This window comes from Pseudomonas sp. GW821-FHT09C08 (genome assembly GCF_059418125.1).
Genome location: NZ_JBWKPG010000007.1, coordinates 71,629 through 86,650, shown reverse-complemented (window position 1 = coordinate 86,650; position 15,022 = coordinate 71,629). Strand labels below are relative to the sequence as shown.

Annotated in this window: 17 protein-coding genes and 1 tRNA gene; 12 read left to right on the top strand and 6 right to left on the bottom strand. The window is 58.6% G+C overall.

The features are described 5' to 3' along the window. Positions 1-45: 45 nt before the first annotated feature. Positions 46-351 (top strand): YkgJ family cysteine cluster protein, encoded by a 306-nt coding sequence (locus tag AC07OJ_RS23085; protein ID WP_065900507.1) that lies wholly within the window; start codon positions 46-48, stop codon positions 349-351. 52 nt (positions 352-403) lie between these two features. Here the strand turns inward: AC07OJ_RS23085 and AC07OJ_RS23080 are convergent, their stop codons facing one another. The 6 genes from AC07OJ_RS23080 to hemA form a co-directional block, all read right to left on the bottom strand. Beyond that, the gene (locus tag AC07OJ_RS23080) at positions 404-922 is read right to left on the bottom strand and encodes an acyloxyacyl hydrolase (protein WP_065900506.1); all 519 of its coding nucleotides are present in this window, start codon (positions 920-922) and stop codon (positions 404-406) included. A gap of 111 nt (positions 923-1,033) precedes the next feature. Then, the gene (murI, locus tag AC07OJ_RS23075) at positions 1,034-1,828 is read right to left on the bottom strand and encodes a glutamate racemase (RefSeq protein ID WP_065900504.1); all 795 of its coding nucleotides are present in this window, start codon (positions 1,826-1,828) and stop codon (positions 1,034-1,036) included. Further along, positions 1,821-2,576, bottom strand: a complete 756-nt coding sequence (gene moeB / locus AC07OJ_RS23070) for a molybdopterin-synthase adenylyltransferase MoeB (RefSeq protein ID WP_495095271.1) — start codon at positions 2,574-2,576, stop codon at positions 1,821-1,823. The genes murI and moeB overlap by 8 nt, the downstream gene beginning before the upstream one ends. Further along, positions 2,570-3,400 (bottom strand): peptide chain release factor N(5)-glutamine methyltransferase, encoded by an 831-nt coding sequence (prmC, locus tag AC07OJ_RS23065; RefSeq protein WP_106805202.1) that lies wholly within the window; start codon positions 3,398-3,400, stop codon positions 2,570-2,572. The genes moeB and prmC overlap by 7 nt, the downstream gene beginning before the upstream one ends. After that, positions 3,401-4,483, bottom strand: coding sequence for a peptide chain release factor 1 (gene prfA / locus AC07OJ_RS23060; protein WP_012722110.1), 1,083 nt, complete (start codon positions 4,481-4,483; stop codon positions 3,401-3,403). Next, positions 4,480-5,769 (bottom strand): glutamyl-tRNA reductase, encoded by a 1,290-nt coding sequence (gene hemA / locus AC07OJ_RS23055; protein ID WP_065900498.1) that lies wholly within the window; start codon positions 5,767-5,769, stop codon positions 4,480-4,482. Before hemA ends, prfA begins: the two co-directional genes overlap by 4 nt. A 182-nt stretch (positions 5,770-5,951) precedes the next feature. On the opposite strand from hemA, the gene AC07OJ_RS23050 reads away from it, so the two are divergent. From AC07OJ_RS23050 to AC07OJ_RS23000, 11 genes are all read left to right on the top strand, one after another. After that, positions 5,952-7,676, top strand: coding sequence for a tetratricopeptide repeat protein (locus tag AC07OJ_RS23050; protein ID WP_065900496.1), 1,725 nt, complete (start codon positions 5,952-5,954; stop codon positions 7,674-7,676). 4 nt (positions 7,677-7,680) lie between these two features. Continuing rightward, entirely contained in the window at positions 7,681-8,298 is a 618-nt protein-coding gene (gene lolB / locus AC07OJ_RS23045) for a lipoprotein insertase outer membrane protein LolB (protein ID WP_213550640.1), read from the top strand. 1 nt (position 8,299) lies between these two features. Beyond that, positions 8,300-9,148, top strand: coding sequence for a 4-(cytidine 5'-diphospho)-2-C-methyl-D-erythritol kinase (ispE, locus tag AC07OJ_RS23040; RefSeq protein WP_213550642.1), 849 nt, complete (start codon positions 8,300-8,302; stop codon positions 9,146-9,148). A 37-nt stretch (positions 9,149-9,185) separates the two neighbouring features. Continuing rightward, positions 9,186-9,260, top strand: a tRNA-Gln gene (locus tag AC07OJ_RS23035). A gap of 46 nt (positions 9,261-9,306) precedes the next feature. Next, positions 9,307-10,248: a ribose-phosphate pyrophosphokinase gene (locus AC07OJ_RS23030; RefSeq protein WP_003208392.1), complete on the top strand. Its 942-nt coding sequence runs from the start codon at positions 9,307-9,309 to the stop codon at positions 10,246-10,248. Positions 10,249-10,387: 139 nt separating this feature from the next. Further along, positions 10,388-10,987: a 50S ribosomal protein L25/general stress protein Ctc gene (locus tag AC07OJ_RS23025; RefSeq protein WP_065900493.1), complete on the top strand. Its 600-nt coding sequence runs from the start codon at positions 10,388-10,390 to the stop codon at positions 10,985-10,987. Between the two features lie 167 nt (positions 10,988-11,154). Continuing rightward, positions 11,155-11,739: an aminoacyl-tRNA hydrolase gene (gene pth / locus AC07OJ_RS23020; RefSeq protein WP_010213318.1), complete on the top strand. Its 585-nt coding sequence runs from the start codon at positions 11,155-11,157 to the stop codon at positions 11,737-11,739. A 21-nt stretch (positions 11,740-11,760) separates the two neighbouring features. Beyond that, positions 11,761-12,861, top strand: a complete 1,101-nt coding sequence (ychF, locus tag AC07OJ_RS23015) for a redox-regulated ATPase YchF (protein ID WP_106805205.1) — start codon at positions 11,761-11,763, stop codon at positions 12,859-12,861. 307 nt (positions 12,862-13,168) lie between these two features. Further along, positions 13,169-14,092 carry a sigma 54-interacting transcriptional regulator gene (locus AC07OJ_RS23010; RefSeq protein WP_106805206.1) on the top strand — a complete coding sequence of 308 codons (924 nt, stop codon included), beginning with the start codon at positions 13,169-13,171 and terminating at the stop codon, positions 14,090-14,092. Between the two features lie 234 nt (positions 14,093-14,326). Next, positions 14,327-14,527 carry a hypothetical protein gene (locus AC07OJ_RS23005; protein WP_157955103.1) on the top strand — a complete coding sequence of 67 codons (201 nt, stop codon included), beginning with the start codon at positions 14,327-14,329 and terminating at the stop codon, positions 14,525-14,527. Positions 14,528-14,635: 108 nt separating this feature from the next. Continuing rightward, positions 14,636-15,019: a type III secretion protein gene (locus AC07OJ_RS23000; protein WP_120447587.1), complete on the top strand. Its 384-nt coding sequence runs from the start codon at positions 14,636-14,638 to the stop codon at positions 15,017-15,019. The last annotated feature ends 3 nt before the right edge of the window (positions 15,020-15,022 follow it).

The following is a 15,022-nucleotide window of genomic DNA, read 5'->3' as shown; positions in this document are numbered from 1 at the left end:
GAGCAGTCATACACGCATCGTCGCCTTGCCTTACACTGCACGCCTATGACCAACATCCCCCATACCCAAATCACCGAACCCGCCGTTACCTGCTCGACGTGCGCGGCCTGCTGCTGCCAGCTGGAAGTGCTGCTGATCACGGACACAGGCGTGCCGGAGCGCTATATCGATACGGACGATTGGGGCGGCGAAGTGATGCTGCGCCTGGACGATGGCTGGTGCGCGGCGCTGGATCGGGACACGATGATGTGCACGATCTACGAGCGGCGGCCGCTGATTTGCAGGGAATTCGAGATGGGCGCGCCGGAATGCCTGACCGAGCGCGAAGGCATTGCAACAGCGTATCGCTGATTGAACTACAGCCTGCAGGAGCCGGCTTGCCGGCTCCTGCAGGAATGTGTGTTTAGAGCGGCATGGTGTAGTGCAGCGAGTAGCTCTCTACGCCGTCGTTGTTGCTGCTGATCCCGGCATTGGAGTAGTGGGTGGCGCGAATGCCCACTTCATGCCCACCGGTAAAGCGCAGGCCGAAACCCAGGCGGTCTTCGAACTGGAAGGCCTGGCCGATGTTGTTGTCTTCCAGGCGCGTGCGGGAGAACACCGCCACACCGATCCCTGCCTCGATATAAGGTTTCACCGACTGTCCGGCGAATTCATACACAAACACCGGAGAGAACGACAGGCTGCTCGCGCCTGCACGGTCGTCACCTTCCCAATAGGTGTAGGCGCCGCTCCAGTAGCCGGTCAGGCGACCGACATCACTTTGCATCCAACTCTTGTCCCAATCCGACGTCAGCCCCAATCGATAAGTGAGCGTCGAATCACTGGTGGCCCCCAGGCCAAACTCAAGTCCAGCGGCCTGCGCCGAAAAAGAGTGTCCCACCACAGCGGCCGCAATCGCAGCCAAACAGAACAAGCGCTTCATAAGAAACATCCTTTCCGAACGAAGTTATATGGTTTTGTACAGGCAATCCCGCTATAGAAGCCTACGCAGTGTCAGAAGTTCAGCCTGGAATCACGATATTTCACGAATTTTTCACGCGCTGAAGCTTCGCACATCTCCGGGATGTTTCCATAGTGTCGGTAGGATATTTCTGAAATGACACACATCGCCACTGGTCCAGAACTGTGCGGGCTGAGGATTGCCGCTGGCGAGCAGGTCGCGCTCGCCGAGCAGACGCTTCAGCTGGCGAGCCACGGCGGCGCCGGTGTCGATCAGAATGATGCTGGGCGGCAGCATCTGCGCCAGCAGCGGCTTGAGGAAGGGGTAGTGGGTACAACCGAGGATGATGGTGTCGCAGCCGACGCTGAGCAGCGGGTCGACATAACCCTGCAACAGTTGGCGCAACACCGGGCTGTTCAGGTCGCCGGTCTCGATCAGTTCCACCAGGCCGGGGCAAGGCTGGGTGACCACGCGTACATCGGTGGCGAAGCGATCCAGTAGCGCGGCGAACTTGGCGCTTTGCAAGGTACCGGTGGTAGCGAGCACACCGACCACACCACTGCGGGTCGCGGCGGCGGCAGGTTTGACGGCAGGCTCCATCCCCACCAGCGGCCACTCGGGATAGTCCACGCGCAAATCCGCGACCGCCGCGACCGTGGCGGTGTTGCAGGCGATCACGAACGCCTTGGCGCCCCGCTCACGGAAAAACTCGGCGACGGCCCGGGAGCGCTGAAGAATGAATCCCGGGGTCTTCTCGCCGTACGGGATATGCCCGCAGTCCGCCACGTACAGCAGCGATTCATGGGGCAGCAGCTGCTGGATTTCATCCAGTACCGACAAGCCGCCGACACCGGAATCGAACACACCGATCGGCGCGCCCTTAACCATGCCGCGGCCCGCAGACGCTGCAGCCGGGGTCACGCTTGACGCGCAACTCGCGAAAACGTGTGGTCAGCGCGTCGATCAGTAGCAGGCGGCCCACCAGCGGCTCGCCAAAACCGGCCAGCAGCTTCAAGGCTTCCAGCGCCTGCAGGCTGCCGACCACGCCGACCAGCGGACCGACCACGCCGGCTTCGCTGCAGGTGAGTTCGCTGTCGCTGCCGTGCCCATATAAACAGTGGTAGCACGGGCTGTCGGCGCGGCGCGGATCGAACACCGACAACTGGCCCTCAAGGCGAATCGCCGCGCCACTGACCAGCGGCTTGGTCGCCGCCACGCAGGCGGCGTTGACTGCCTCGCGGGTGGAAAAGTTGTCACTGCAATCGAGCACCACGTCCACCGCCGCCACGGCTGCAGCCAAGGAATCGGCATCCAGCGCACTGCGGTGGGCAACCAGGCTGATTTCGGGGTTTATCGCGCCGAGGCGACGCAGGGTCGAGTCGACCTTGGTCTGCCCGACGCTGTCGGTGTCATGGATGATCTGGCGTTGCAGATTGGTCAGGTCGACGCTGTCGAAATCCGCCAGGTGCAATTCGCCCACCCCGGCAGCGGCCAGGTAAAGCGCCACCGGCGCGCCCAGGCCACCGAGGCCGACGATCAGGGCCCGGCTGTTTTTAAGGCGCAACTGGCCTTCGATGTCGACATGTTGCAACAGAATCTGTCGGCTATAGCGCAACAGCTCCTGATCGGTCAGCACGGCCGGCGTCCCAGGGTAATGCGTTCGTGGCCGCCAAGGTCGATGCGGCTGGCCACCGCCTCAAAGCCCTGGCTGGACAACAGGTCACGCACGGCCGCGGCCTGGTCGTAACCGTGTTCCAGCACCAACCAGCCACCGGCATTCAGGTGGGCCGGGGCCTCGCGGATGATCAAGCGCAAGTCGTCCAGGCCGTCATGGCCCGCCACCAGCGCACTCGCCGGCTCAAAGCGCACGTCGCCCGCCACCAGGTGCGGATCGTTGTCGGCGATGTACGGCGGGTTGCTGATGATCAGGTCGTAGGCATGACCTTGCAGGGCACTGAACCAATGGCTGTTCAGCACCGTGGCATTGTTGAGGTGCAGGCGCTGGCGATTGCGCTCGGCCAGGGCCACGGCCTCCAGCACCCGGTCGACGGCGGTGACCTGCCAGGCGGGGCGCTCGCTGGCCAGGGCCAGTGCGATGGCGCCGCTGCCGGTGCCCAGGTCGAGGACCTTGGCCGGCGTGGCCGGCAACAATTCCAGCGCCGCCTCCACCAGCATCTCGGTTTCCGGACGCGGGATCAGCGTGTGAGGCGCGACCTCCAGGTCAAGTTTCCAGAAGCCTTGCTGGCCGAGGATATAGGCCACCGGTTCACCACCACGACGGCGCTGCAGGTAGTCGGCGAACGTCAGTGCGGCCTCGCTGCTGACAATTTTTTCCGGCCAGGTGTGCAGGTAACTGCGCGACTTGCCCAGGGCAGCGGCCAGCAACAATTCGGCATCCAGGCGCGCGGTAGGCGAGTCGGGAAGGTCGGCGGCGCGCAGCAGGCTGGCGATGATGGTCATTTATTCACCTATCGCGGCCAATTGATCGGCCTGGTATTCGGCGAGCAACGGCTCGATCACCGCATCCACGCCGCCGGCGAGAATCTCGTCCAGGGAGTAAAGGGTGAGGTTGACCCGGTGGTCGGTGACCCGGCCCTGGGCGAAGTTGTAGGTGCGGATGCGTTCGGAACGGTCGCCCGAGCCAACCAGCAACTTACGCTCGCTGGCAATCGCGTTGGCGGCGGCGCTGGTCTGCTGGTCATTGAGCTTGGCCGACAGCCAGGACATGGCGCGTGCACGGTTCTTGTGCTGGGAACGCTCCTCCTGGCACTCGACCACGATGCCCGACGGCAAGTGAGTGATACGAATCGCCGAGTCAGTCTTGTTGACGTGCTGGCCACCGGCGCCCGACGAGCGGTAGGTGTCGACCCGCAGGTCCGCCGGGTTGATCTCGATCGCTTCCTGTTCGTCCGGCTCGGGCAACACGGCCACGGTGCATGCGGAGGTATGGATGCGACCTTGGGATTCAGTCGCCGGGACCCGCTGCACGCGGTGCGCGCCGGACTCGAACTTGAGCTTGCCGTAGACGTTGTCGCCTTCGACCCGCGCGATGACTTCTTTATAGCCGCCGTGTTCGCCTTCGTTCTCGGACAGGATCTCGACCCGCCAGCCACGACGCTCGGCGTAGCGCGAGTACATGCGGAACAGGTCGCCGGAGAAGATCGCCGCCTCATCGCCGCCGGTACCAGCACGGATCTCGAGGAACACGTTACGCCCATCGTTGGGGTCCTTGGGCAGCAACATGCGCTGCAGGTCACCTTCCAGCTCGGCAAGTTTTTCCTTGGCTTCGCGGACTTCTTCGACGGCCATTTCACGCATGTCCGGATCGCTGTCCTTGAGCAGCGCCTGGGCGCCCTCGAGGTCGGCCTGCACTTTAGTCAAGTGTTTGTAGGTGGCCACGATGGGCTCAACTTCGGCGTATTCCTTGGAATAGGCGCGGAACTTGGCCTGATCGGAAATGACCTCGCCGTCGCCGAGCAAAGCGGTCAGTTCTTCGAAACGGTCCTGGAGCACGTCCAGTTTATTGAGCAGTGACGCTTTCATTGCGGTTTTTTATCCGAAGAGCTGTCTGACGCGCCCTCACCGAGGGCAAAGAGTTCCTGGGCCATGGCCAACGCATCGAGGCGGCCTTCGGCAGTCAATTTTTTAAGCTGTACGCTGGGTGCATGGAGCAACTTGTTAGTCAGGCCGCGCGCCAGTTGCATCAGCACCTCTTCGGCGCTGCTGCCATTGGCGAGCAGGCGCTGGGCCTTGATCAACTCCTCATCGCGCAGGCGCTCGCCTTGCTGACGATACGCCTTGAGCACGTCCACCGCCGCGAGTTCACGCAGGCGCACCATGAAATCTTCGGCGCCGGTGCTGACCATCTCCTCGGCGGCCTGGGCTGCACCCTGTCGGCTCTTGAGGTTTTCGGCGACCACTTCGTGCAGATCGTCGACGCTGTAGAGGTAAACGTCGTCCAACTCGCCGACTTCGGGCTCGATATCGCGGGGAACGGCGATATCGACCATGAAGATCGGCTTGTGCTTGCGCAGCTTCAGCGCACTTTCCACCGCACCCTTGCCCAGGATCGGCAACTGGCTGGCGGTAGAGCTGATGACGATATCGCTGCGCACCAGCTCGGCCGGGATATCCGACAGCAGCACCGCGTGGGCACCGAACTGTTCGGCGAGGATGCTCGCGCGCTCCAGGGTACGGTTGGCGACAACGATGCGCTTCACACCCAGGTCGTGCAGGTGGCGGGCGACCAGGGTGATGGTCTCGCCGGCGCCGATCAGCAAGGCCTGGCTGCGCTGCAAATCACTGAAAATCTGTTTGGCCAGGCTGACGGCGGCGAACGCCACGGACACCGGGTTTTCGCCGATGGCAGTGTCGGTGCGCACCTGCTTGGCAGAATTGAAGGTGGCCTGGAACAGGCGGCCCAGCAGCGGGCCGACAGTGCCGGCTTCACGCGCCACGGCGTAGGCGGACTTCATCTGGCCGAGAATCTGCGGTTCGCCCAGCACCAGCGAATCAAGGCCGGACGCCACGCGCATCATGTGACGAACTGCCGCATCATCTTCATGCACATACGCACTGGCGCGCAGGTCGTCGAGGCTCAAATGGTGGTAATCGGCCAGCCAGCGCAGTACCACATCCGCTGAAAGATGTTCCTGCTCTATATAAAGCTCGCTGCGATTGCAGGTCGAAAGGATTGCAGCTTCGCGGCTGTCGGTGAGCCGGCAGAGCTGCTGCAAGGCCTCAACCAACTGCTCGGGCGTAAACGCCACGCGCTCGCGCACGTCTACGGAGGCAGTCTTGTGGTTAATACCGAGTGCGAGGAAGGCCATTCAATATCGCTGATGATGTCGGGAAGCCGACAATTGTCCTACTTCGAAAGATTCAGAACAACCACCGTCGTCTATTGTCCTAATGCCTTGTGTCTATAAAGGCATCCATTGAGACTCGGTTATGTTTGGCCGAAGGCTTGTGTCATGATGATCCGACCGCAGGTTAGTCGTCCTCTTCCTATATGAATAGATCTTCCGCGTTGCTCCTTGCTTTTGTCTTCCTCAGCGGCTGCCAGGCCATGGCACCCGTGTCGCCGGACGGTACGCCGCCGGTAGAAGACAGCACCCCCGCCCCTGAAAAGCCCAAGGTTTATTCCTCATTCAGTGAAGAAACGGTGTTCAGCCTGCTGAGCGCGGAGCTGGCCGGGCAACGCAATCGTTTCGACATTGCGCTGGATAACTACGTGACCCAGGCGATCAACACGCAGGATCCGGGCATTTCCGAGCGAGCGTTTCGCATCGCCGAGTACCTGGGCGCCGATCAGGCTGCGCTGGACACGTCGCTGATCTGGGCGAAAAACGCGCCGGACGACCTGGAGGCGCAGCGTGCCGCCGCCATCCAACTGGCGCGCGCGGGCCGCTATGACGACTCCATGGTCTATATGGAGAAGGTCCTGCAAGGCAAGGGCGACACCCATTTCGACTTCCTTGCGCTGTCGGCTGCCGACACCGACCAGGACACGCGCAATGGCCTGATGAAGAGTTTCGACCGCCTGCTGCAAAAACACCCGAAGAACAGCCAGCTGATTTTCGGCAAGGCCTTGCTGCTGCAGCAGGACGATGAAGCCGAAGCCGCGCTGAAGCTGCTGGAGCAGAACCCGCCGGAAGACGGCGAGATCGCGCCGATCCTGTTGCGCGCGCGCCTGCTGCAGAACCTCAATCGCGGCAAGGAAGCGATTCCGCTGCTGGAAAAAAGCATCAAGAAGTATCCGGAAGACAAGCGCCTGCGCCTGACCTACGCGCGCACACTGGTGGAGCAGGACCGGATGGAGGACGCCAAAGTGCAGTTCGCCAACCTGGTCCAGCAGTACCCGGACGACGACGAACTGCGCTACTCCCTGGCGCTGGTGTGCCTGGAAGCCAAGGCCTGGGACGAGGCCAAGGGCTACCTGGAAGACTTGATCGCCCGGGAAAGCCATGTGGACTCGGCGCACCTGAACCTCGGCCGTATTGCCGAAGAGCGCAACGATCCACAGGCTGCGCTGCTCGAATACGCCCAGGTCGGCCCGGGTAATGACTACCTGCCGGCGCAGTTGCGCCAGGCCGACATCCTGATGAGCAACGGGCGCACCGACGAGGCGGAAAAACGCCTGGCCGCCGCCCGCGACGCCGAACCCGACTATGCGATCCAGCTCTACCTGATCCAGGCCGAGACCTTGTCCGCCAACAATCAGGGCGAGCGCGCCTGGAAGGTGCTGCAACAAGCCTTGTTGCAATTTCCTGACGATTTGAACCTGCTGTACACGCGCGCCATGCAGGCGGAAAAACGCAATGACCTGGTGCAGATGGAAAAAGACCTGCGCCTGATCATCAAGCGCGATCCGGACAACGCCATGGCCCTGAATGCCCTGGGCTACACCTTGTCCGACCGCACCACGCGCTACGACGAAGCCAAGGTCCTGATCGAACAAGCCCACAAACTCAACCCGGAAGACCCGGCGGTGCTCGACAGCCTCGGCTGGGTGAATTACCGCCTGGGCAACCTGGACGAAGCCGAACGCTTGCTGCGCCAGGCGCTGGAGCGTTTCCCCGACCAGGAAGTCGCCGCGCACCTGGGTGAAGTGCTGTGGGCCAATGGCAAGCAGCGCGAAGCCCGGCAAGTCTGGGAGAAATTCCTCAAGGAACAACCCGAAAGCCCCATCCTGCGCGGCACCATCAAGCGCCTGACCGGATCCGAGACCCTTTAAGCTTATGTTCTTGCGCCACGTTATTGTTTTCAGCTTCATCGCCTTGCTCGCCGGTTGCGCGGGCATCGGCAGCCGAGAATCCGTTGAGGGCCAGGGCAATCCGGCGCAATGGAAACAACACAAGGACCAGCTCAGCAGCATCGACGGCTGGCAAATCGACGGCAAGGTCGGGGTTCGCGCGCCGAAAGACTCCGGCAGCGGCACCCTGTTCTGGCTGCAACGCCAGGACTACTACGACATTCGCCTGTCCGGTCCGCTGGGTCGGGGCGCTGCCCGCCTGACCGGCCGACCTGGGCAGGTCAGCCTTGAAGTAGCCAACCAGGGCCGCTATGAAGCGACCTCACCGGAAGAATTGCTGGAACAGCAGATAGGCTGGAAGCTGCCGGTATCCCATCTGGTGTGGTGGGTGCGCGGCTTGCCCGCGCCCGACAGCAAAAGCCGCCTGAGCCTCAACGGCGACAGCCGCCTGGCCTCCCTGGAGCAGGATGGCTGGCAGGTCGAATATCTGAGCTACGTGCAGCAGAACGGCTATTGGCTGCCCGAGCGCATCAAGCTGCACGGCACCGACCTTGACGTCACGCTGGTGATCAAGGAATGGCAACCGCGCAAGCTGGGGCAATGACGTGACCGAACGCCTGACCCTGCCCTCCCCGGCCAAACTCAATCTGATGCTGCACATTCTCGGGCGTCGCGAAGACGGCTACCACGAACTGCAGACACTGTTTCAATTTCTCGACTACGGCGATGAACTGACCTTCGCCGTACGCGACGATGGCGTGATCCAGCTGCACACCGAATTCGAAGGCGTGCCCCACGACAGCAACCTGATCGTGAAGGCGGCAAAAAAACTTCAGGAACAATCCGGCTGCACGCTGGGCATCGATATCTGGATCGATAAAATTTTGCCCATGGGCGGCGGGATCGGTGGCGGCAGCTCGAATGCCGCGACTACGCTGCTGGGTCTGAACCACTTGTGGCAGCTCGGCTGGGACCACGATCGCCTGGCTGTGCTGGGCCTGACGCTGGGGGCCGACGTGCCGGTTTTCGTGCGTGGACACGCGGCTTTTGCCGAGGGCGTGGGCGAGAAACTCAGCCCCGAATACCCCGAAGAGCCGTGGTATGTCGTGCTTGTTCCGCAAGTATCTGTAAGTACAGCAGAAATTTTTTCAGATCCACTGTTGACACGTAACTCTCCTCCCATTAAAGTGCGCCCCGTTCCCAAGGGAAACAGTCGAAATGACTGCTTACCGGTTGTAGCAAGGCGTTATCCAGAGGTACGTAACGCTTTGAATTTGTTAGGTAAATTTACCGAAGCAAAATTAACCGGCACTGGAAGTTGTGTGTTTGGGGGCTTCCCAAGCAAAGCTGAAGCTGATAAAGTCTCGGCCCTTCTTACAGAGACCCTTACAGGGTTTGTAGCAAAGGGAAGCAACGTTTCGATGTTGCATCGCAAGCTGCAAAGTCTGCTCTAAAAGGAACCGAGTACTGGGTACTCGTTGCAACAGATACAGGGGCGTCGCCAAGCGGTAAGGCAGCAGGTTTTGATCCTGCCATGCGTTGGTTCGAATCCAGCCGCCCCTGCCATTTTCCTATACTCATCCAGGTTACCCTCAGCCTCTAGGTACTGCGCGTGTCCAAGATGATGGTCTTTACGGGGAACGCTAACCCCGATCTGGCTCGACGTGTCGTACGTCAGCTGCATATCCCTCTCGGTGACATCTCTGTCGGTAAATTTTCCGACGGCGAAATTACAGCCGAGATCAATGAAAACGTCCGCGGTAAAGACGTCTTCATTATTCAGCCGACTTGCGCTCCGACCAACGATAACCTGATGGAACTCGTCGTGATGGCTGATGCCTTCCGCCGCTCCTCAGCGACTCGAATCACAGCTGTAATCCCTTACTTTGGTTATGCCCGTCAGGATCGCCGTCCGCGTTCCGCACGTGTGGCAATCAGCGCGAAAGTCGTAGCTGACATGCTGACCGTGGTAGGCATCGACCGTGTTCTCACGGTTGACCTGCACGCTGACCAAATCCAGGGGTTCTTCGATATTCCGGTAGATAACATCTACGGCTCCCCCGTCCTGGTGGATGACATCGAAGACCAGCGCTTTGAAAACCTGATGATCGTGTCCCCGGACATTGGCGGCGTCGTGCGTGCACGGGCTGTTGCCAAATCCCTGGGCGTGGATCTCGGGATCATCGACAAACGCCGCGAGAAAGCCAATCACTCTGAAGTGATGCATATCATCGGTGATGTCGAAGGGCGTACCTGTATTCTGGTTGATGACATGGTCGACACCGCCGGCACCCTGTGCCACGCGGCCAAAGCCTTGAAAGAGCACGGTGCAGCTAAAGTCTTCGCCTACTGCACACACCCTGTGCTGTCGGGCCGAGCGATCGAGAACATCGAGAATTCCATGCTGGACGAACTGGTGGTGACTAACACCATTCCGTTGTCCGCTGCAGCTCAAGCCTGTTCGCGTATCCGTCAACTGGATATCGCACCGGTAGTTGCCGAGGCGGTTCGCCGTATCAGCAACGAAGAATCGATCAGCGCGATGTTCCGTTAAGGGTCAAACCTTTCGGAACACCTCACTGACGAAAAGCGCCCCGCCCCAGCATACTGTTGGGGCGGGGCTTTTTTGCCCATATCGCCTTTAGCGCTGGTCGCAAACGCTGGGGCGAATGTGGTTATTTTGGAGATACAACATGAACGATTTTACTCTGAATGCTGAAGTGCGTTCCGACCTGGGGAAAGGTGCGAGCCGCCGCCTGCGTCGTCTCGCAAGCCTGGTTCCAGCTGTAGTTTACGGTGGCGACAAAGCCCCTGAATCCATCAGCATGCTGGCCAAGGAAATCGCCAAACTGCTCGAAAACGATGCTGCCTACAGCCACGTTATCGAACTGAACGTTGGCGGCACCAAGCAAAACGTGATCATCAAGGCGCTGCAACGTCACCCGGCCAAAGGCCACGTGCTGCACGCTGACTTTGTACGCGTTGTTGCCGGTCAGAAACTGACCGCCATCGTTCCAGTGCACTTCGTTGGCGAAGCTGCTCCGATCAAGAAAGGCGGCGAAATCTCGCACGTTACTTCGGAAATCGAAGTGTCCTGCCTGCCGAAAGACCTGCCTGAGTTCATCGAAGTCGACCTGGCTAACGCTGAAATCGGCGACATCATCCACCTGTCCGACCTCAAGGCCCCTAAAGGCGTTGAGTTTGTTGCACTGGCTCACGGTGATGACAAAGCTGTTGCAAACGTACACGCTCCACGCGTTGCACCAGAAGCTGAAGAAGGCGCTGCAGAGTAATTCACTCTGTATTGCCGGAGCTTGAGGAAACATCGCGGACCGAAACGTAGCGAGAAAGCGGGCGATAACGCGGCGTTTACTCTTGAGTAAATGATCTCTTGTCGTCCACTTTCGCCGCACGCAGGTGTAGCGATGTTATCCACAACTCCAAAGGAAGGGCCCCTGTCGTGACTGCCATTAAACTGATCGTTGGCCTGGGAAATCCAGGCGCCGAATACGAACAGACCCGGCATAACGCGGGGGCCCTTTTTGTTGAGCGTATCGCCCATGCCCAAGGTGTGAACCTGGTGGCCGATCGCAAATATTTTGGCCTGACCGGGCGCTTCTCGCATCAGGGTCAGGATGTTCGTCTGCTGATTCCCACCACCTACATGAACCGCAGCGGCCAGGCTGTCGCGGCGCTTGCGGGTTTCTTCCGGATAAAACCCGAAGAGATCCTGGTGGCCCATGACGAACTGGACCTGCCACCCGGCGTTGCCAAGCTCAAGCTTGGCGGCGGGCATGGCGGGCACAACGGCTTGCGCGACATCATTGCGCAATTGGGCAATCAGAATAATTTCTACCGCCTGCGGCTCGGCATTGGCCACCCAGGCGTCGCCAGTATGGTTTCAAATTTCGTCCTGGGTCGTGCGCCACGCGCCGAACAGGAAAAACTCGATGCCAGCATCGACTTTGCCCTCGGCGTGCTGCCGGATATCTTCGCCGGTGAATGGAACCGTGCGATGAAAAACCTGCACAGCCAGAAGGCCTGACTCTTACCGAGGGGAAACACCATGGGATTCAATTGCGGCATCGTCGGCCTGCCCAACGTCGGCAAATCCACCCTGTTCAACGCCTTGACCAAGTCCGGTATTGCGGCGGAGAACTTCCCCTTCTGCACCATCGAACCCAACAGCGGCATCGTGCCGATGCCGGATCCGCGTCTGGAAGCACTGGCGGCCATCGTCAATCCCAAGCGCATCCTGCCGACCACCATGGAATTCGTCGACATCGCGGGCCTGGTTGCCGGCGCGTCGAAAGGTGAAGGCCTGGGCAACAAGTTTTTGGCCAACATCCGTGAAACCGATGCCATCGCCCACGTGGTCCGCTGCTTTGAAGACGAGAACGTGATTCACGTCTCCAACAGCGTCGACCCGAAACGCGACATCGAGATCATCGACCTGGAACTGATCTTCGCCGACCTCGACAGCTGCGAGAAGCAATTGCAGAAAGTCGCACGTAACGCCAAGGGCGGCGACAAGGATGCAGTGGTCCAGAAGGGCCTGCTGGAGCAGTTGATCGCGCACTTCACCCTGGGCAAGCCGGCACGCAGCCTGATGAAGACCATGGGCGCTGACGAGAAGGCCGTGATCAAGGGCTTCCACCTGCTGACCACCAAGCCTGTGATGTACATCGCCAACGTCGCTGAAGACGGCTTCGAGAACAACCCGCTGCTCGACGTGGTGAAGGCCATTGCCGACGAAGAAGGCGCGATCGTGGTGCCGGTGTGCAACAAGATCGAAGCAGAAATCGCCGAACTCGATGACGGCGAAGAGAAGGACATGTTCCTCGAGGCCCTGGGCCTGACCGAACCTGGCCTGAATCGCGTAATCCGCGCGGGCTACGAGATGCTCAACCTGCAGACCTACTTCACCGCCGGCGTGGAAGAAGTCCGCGCGTGGACCGTCAAGGTCGGCGCCACCGCGCCACAAGCCGCAGGTGTGATCCACACCGACTTCGAGAAAGGTTTCATCCGCGCTGAGGTGATCGCCTACAACGACTTCATCCAGTACAAAGGTGAGGCGGGTACCAAGGAAGCCGGTAAGTGGCGCTTGGAAGGTAAGGATTACATTGTGAAAGATGGCGATGTGATGCACTTCCGCTTTAACGTGTAGGTTTACCTGTAGTTTAAACAGTAAAAAAGCCGATGCTTCGCATCGGCTTTTTTGTGGGCGCACATTTATATATCGCATCAACTAGTGATTCAGCCAAAACCCAGATAACTTCAGACTTTTCCCACCCAATCGTTCGCGCCTAGCAAAAACATCAAATATCAAGATTAGAATCCAACTTATCTTACACAGCCCTGGCCAATAACGACTCCAAGAGCACGTGACAACAGTTATAAAATTCTATCTACTGCAGTGAGCCTGTGACAGTGTCCTTGCAATGAAGCAATAGCGATTATGGAGTTATCATTCGATGTCGGCGTTTGACCACATGGAAAATGAGACGGAGTTATACCTGAATGACGATCCAGATATTAAAAGCATGTTGGGTAGCACTGCTACGTTTAACATCGATATCTTGTTGCTGGGGGAGACCGGCACTGGCAAAGATACGTTAGCTCAGCGCATTCATCATCTATCCGGCCGACGAGGTAACTTTATTGCCGTAAACTGCGCAGCTATCCCTGAAAGCCTCGCCGAAAGCCAATTGTTCGGCGTCAACAGCGGCGCTTATACCGGAGCAATACAATCACGCGCTGGTTTCGTTGAGGCCGCCCACTTGGGCACGCTGTATCTGGATGAGATCGACAGCATGCCACTAAGCTTGCAAGCCAAACTGCTGCGCGTGCTAGAGTCACGCGGTGTGGAGCGCTTGGGTTCGACCCGTTTTATCCCAGTGGACATGCGTGTGATAGCGTCAGCCCAGCATTCGTTGCACGACATGGTCGAGCAAGCCACTTTTAGGCGCGATCTGTACTTTCGCCTGAATGTTGTCAACATTCAGTTACCTACCTTGCGGGATCGACGCGACTGCATCATTTCGTTATTTCTGGAGATGATCCAGAAAGAAGCAGCACATTTCAAACTTCCTGCCCCTCCTCCACCCGAGAGTCTGCTGCAGCAGCTGTTTGTTCACACTTGGCCGGGCAACGTTCGCGAACTACGTTCGACCGCGAAGCGATTTGTATTAGGACTGCCAGTGCTCTCAACTCCGTCCTCCTCCCACTTGGGCAAAAAAACAAGCCTGAAGTCAAGTTTGCAACAAATTGAAAAAACGCTGATTGAGGAGTCTTTGCGCCGCCATGACTACTGTGTAACCCCAGTGGCTATCGAATTAGGTGTTTCCAGGCGTACGCTGTACCACAGGATCAAACATCTGGAAATTTCACTGGAATGAGGCCAATGCCTTTCGTTTTCGTACTAAAACGTCACGTCTTTTTAGTCATAAACATCCTTGCAAGGCCTGGTCTATTAACGCATGGGCAGGACAAAGATAAGCCTGTCGACATACATAACTGGAAACATTTAACCACCACGCACCGGGAACGCATCCGTCACGATAACCACACAGATAGCACCTAAGCAAATATATGCTGGGTCAAATAAACTCAATTTTACGCTTGGAGCTTATATGTCTTTTTCAGTCGGTCAAAACTATCGCGGTGCCCCTTATCCACTCGCTGGTCTCAATCCCAATATGGCCGATAGCCCCGAAGAAGTAGAGGCTAAACAGATTTCAAATAAGCAGAAAAGAGACACATTAGATAACGCTTGGCTAGGTGCCCAGATGAAGAACGTTAACGAACAGGTACGAAACTCCAAAGGTAATTAATCAGTTGATCTACCGGTTGCCTCTTGTGCCTGATGACCTTGAGGCAATCATCTTGCCTGCCTGAAGGTCACTTCATCTGTTCTCATAGAAAGTTACCATGAGTCATCAATGAGCCCACATGCCATGCGTATAAAAGAAACTCAGCTTTCAGATCAGTCCGACAGCGGCGCCGTTACCTACGCAGCACCTGAGCATTCCTTCTCAAGTAGGGATGCCAGTTTTTTTTCATCGATGCTCGAACGCTCAAACCATACAAAGGCAGTGTCTTCAGGGTCTAACGTCCCCCAGCTTTTTGTTGAGGCGTCCAATCAGCTCAGCGCCTCAATGAACCGTTTTTCCAAACTCGTCCGCGCGCCAAAGAAAGAGCTCGACTTTGAAGCCTACAAAACATACTCCCGCGATTTATTTAACGCACAACTTACTCCCCACCTGTTGACAAAATGCCTCGCCAAGGCGACCCAAGGCGTCGACAAGATATGTAACTTGCAGTAATGA

Coding starts and splice junctions, on each gene's coding strand:
- prmC (WP_106805202.1), bottom strand. CDS start 3,400: ATGACCATCATCGCCAGCCTGCTGCGCGCCGCCGACCTTCCCGACTCG.
- AC07OJ_RS23025 (WP_065900493.1), top strand. CDS start 10,388: ATGAACGATTTTACTCTGAATGCTGAAGTGCGTTCCGACCTGGGGAAA.
- AC07OJ_RS23000 (WP_120447587.1), top strand. CDS start 14,636: ATGAGCCCACATGCCATGCGTATAAAAGAAACTCAGCTTTCAGATCAG.
- lolB (WP_213550640.1), top strand. CDS start 7,681: ATGTTCTTGCGCCACGTTATTGTTTTCAGCTTCATCGCCTTGCTCGCC.
- AC07OJ_RS23085 (WP_065900507.1), top strand. CDS start 46: ATGACCAACATCCCCCATACCCAAATCACCGAACCCGCCGTTACCTGC.
- AC07OJ_RS23005 (WP_157955103.1), top strand. CDS start 14,327: ATGTCTTTTTCAGTCGGTCAAAACTATCGCGGTGCCCCTTATCCACTC.
- ychF (WP_106805205.1), top strand. CDS start 11,761: ATGGGATTCAATTGCGGCATCGTCGGCCTGCCCAACGTCGGCAAATCC.
- murI (WP_065900504.1), bottom strand. CDS start 1,828: ATGGTTAAGGGCGCGCCGATCGGTGTGTTCGATTCCGGTGTCGGCGGC.
- hemA (WP_065900498.1), bottom strand. CDS start 5,769: ATGGCCTTCCTCGCACTCGGTATTAACCACAAGACTGCCTCCGTAGAC.
- AC07OJ_RS23080 (WP_065900506.1), bottom strand. CDS start 922: ATGAAGCGCTTGTTCTGTTTGGCTGCGATTGCGGCCGCTGTGGTGGGA.
- AC07OJ_RS23010 (WP_106805206.1), top strand. CDS start 13,169: ATGTCGGCGTTTGACCACATGGAAAATGAGACGGAGTTATACCTGAAT.
- AC07OJ_RS23050 (WP_065900496.1), top strand. CDS start 5,952: ATGAATAGATCTTCCGCGTTGCTCCTTGCTTTTGTCTTCCTCAGCGGC.
- prfA (WP_012722110.1), bottom strand. CDS start 4,483: ATGAAAGCGTCACTGCTCAATAAACTGGACGTGCTCCAGGACCGTTTC.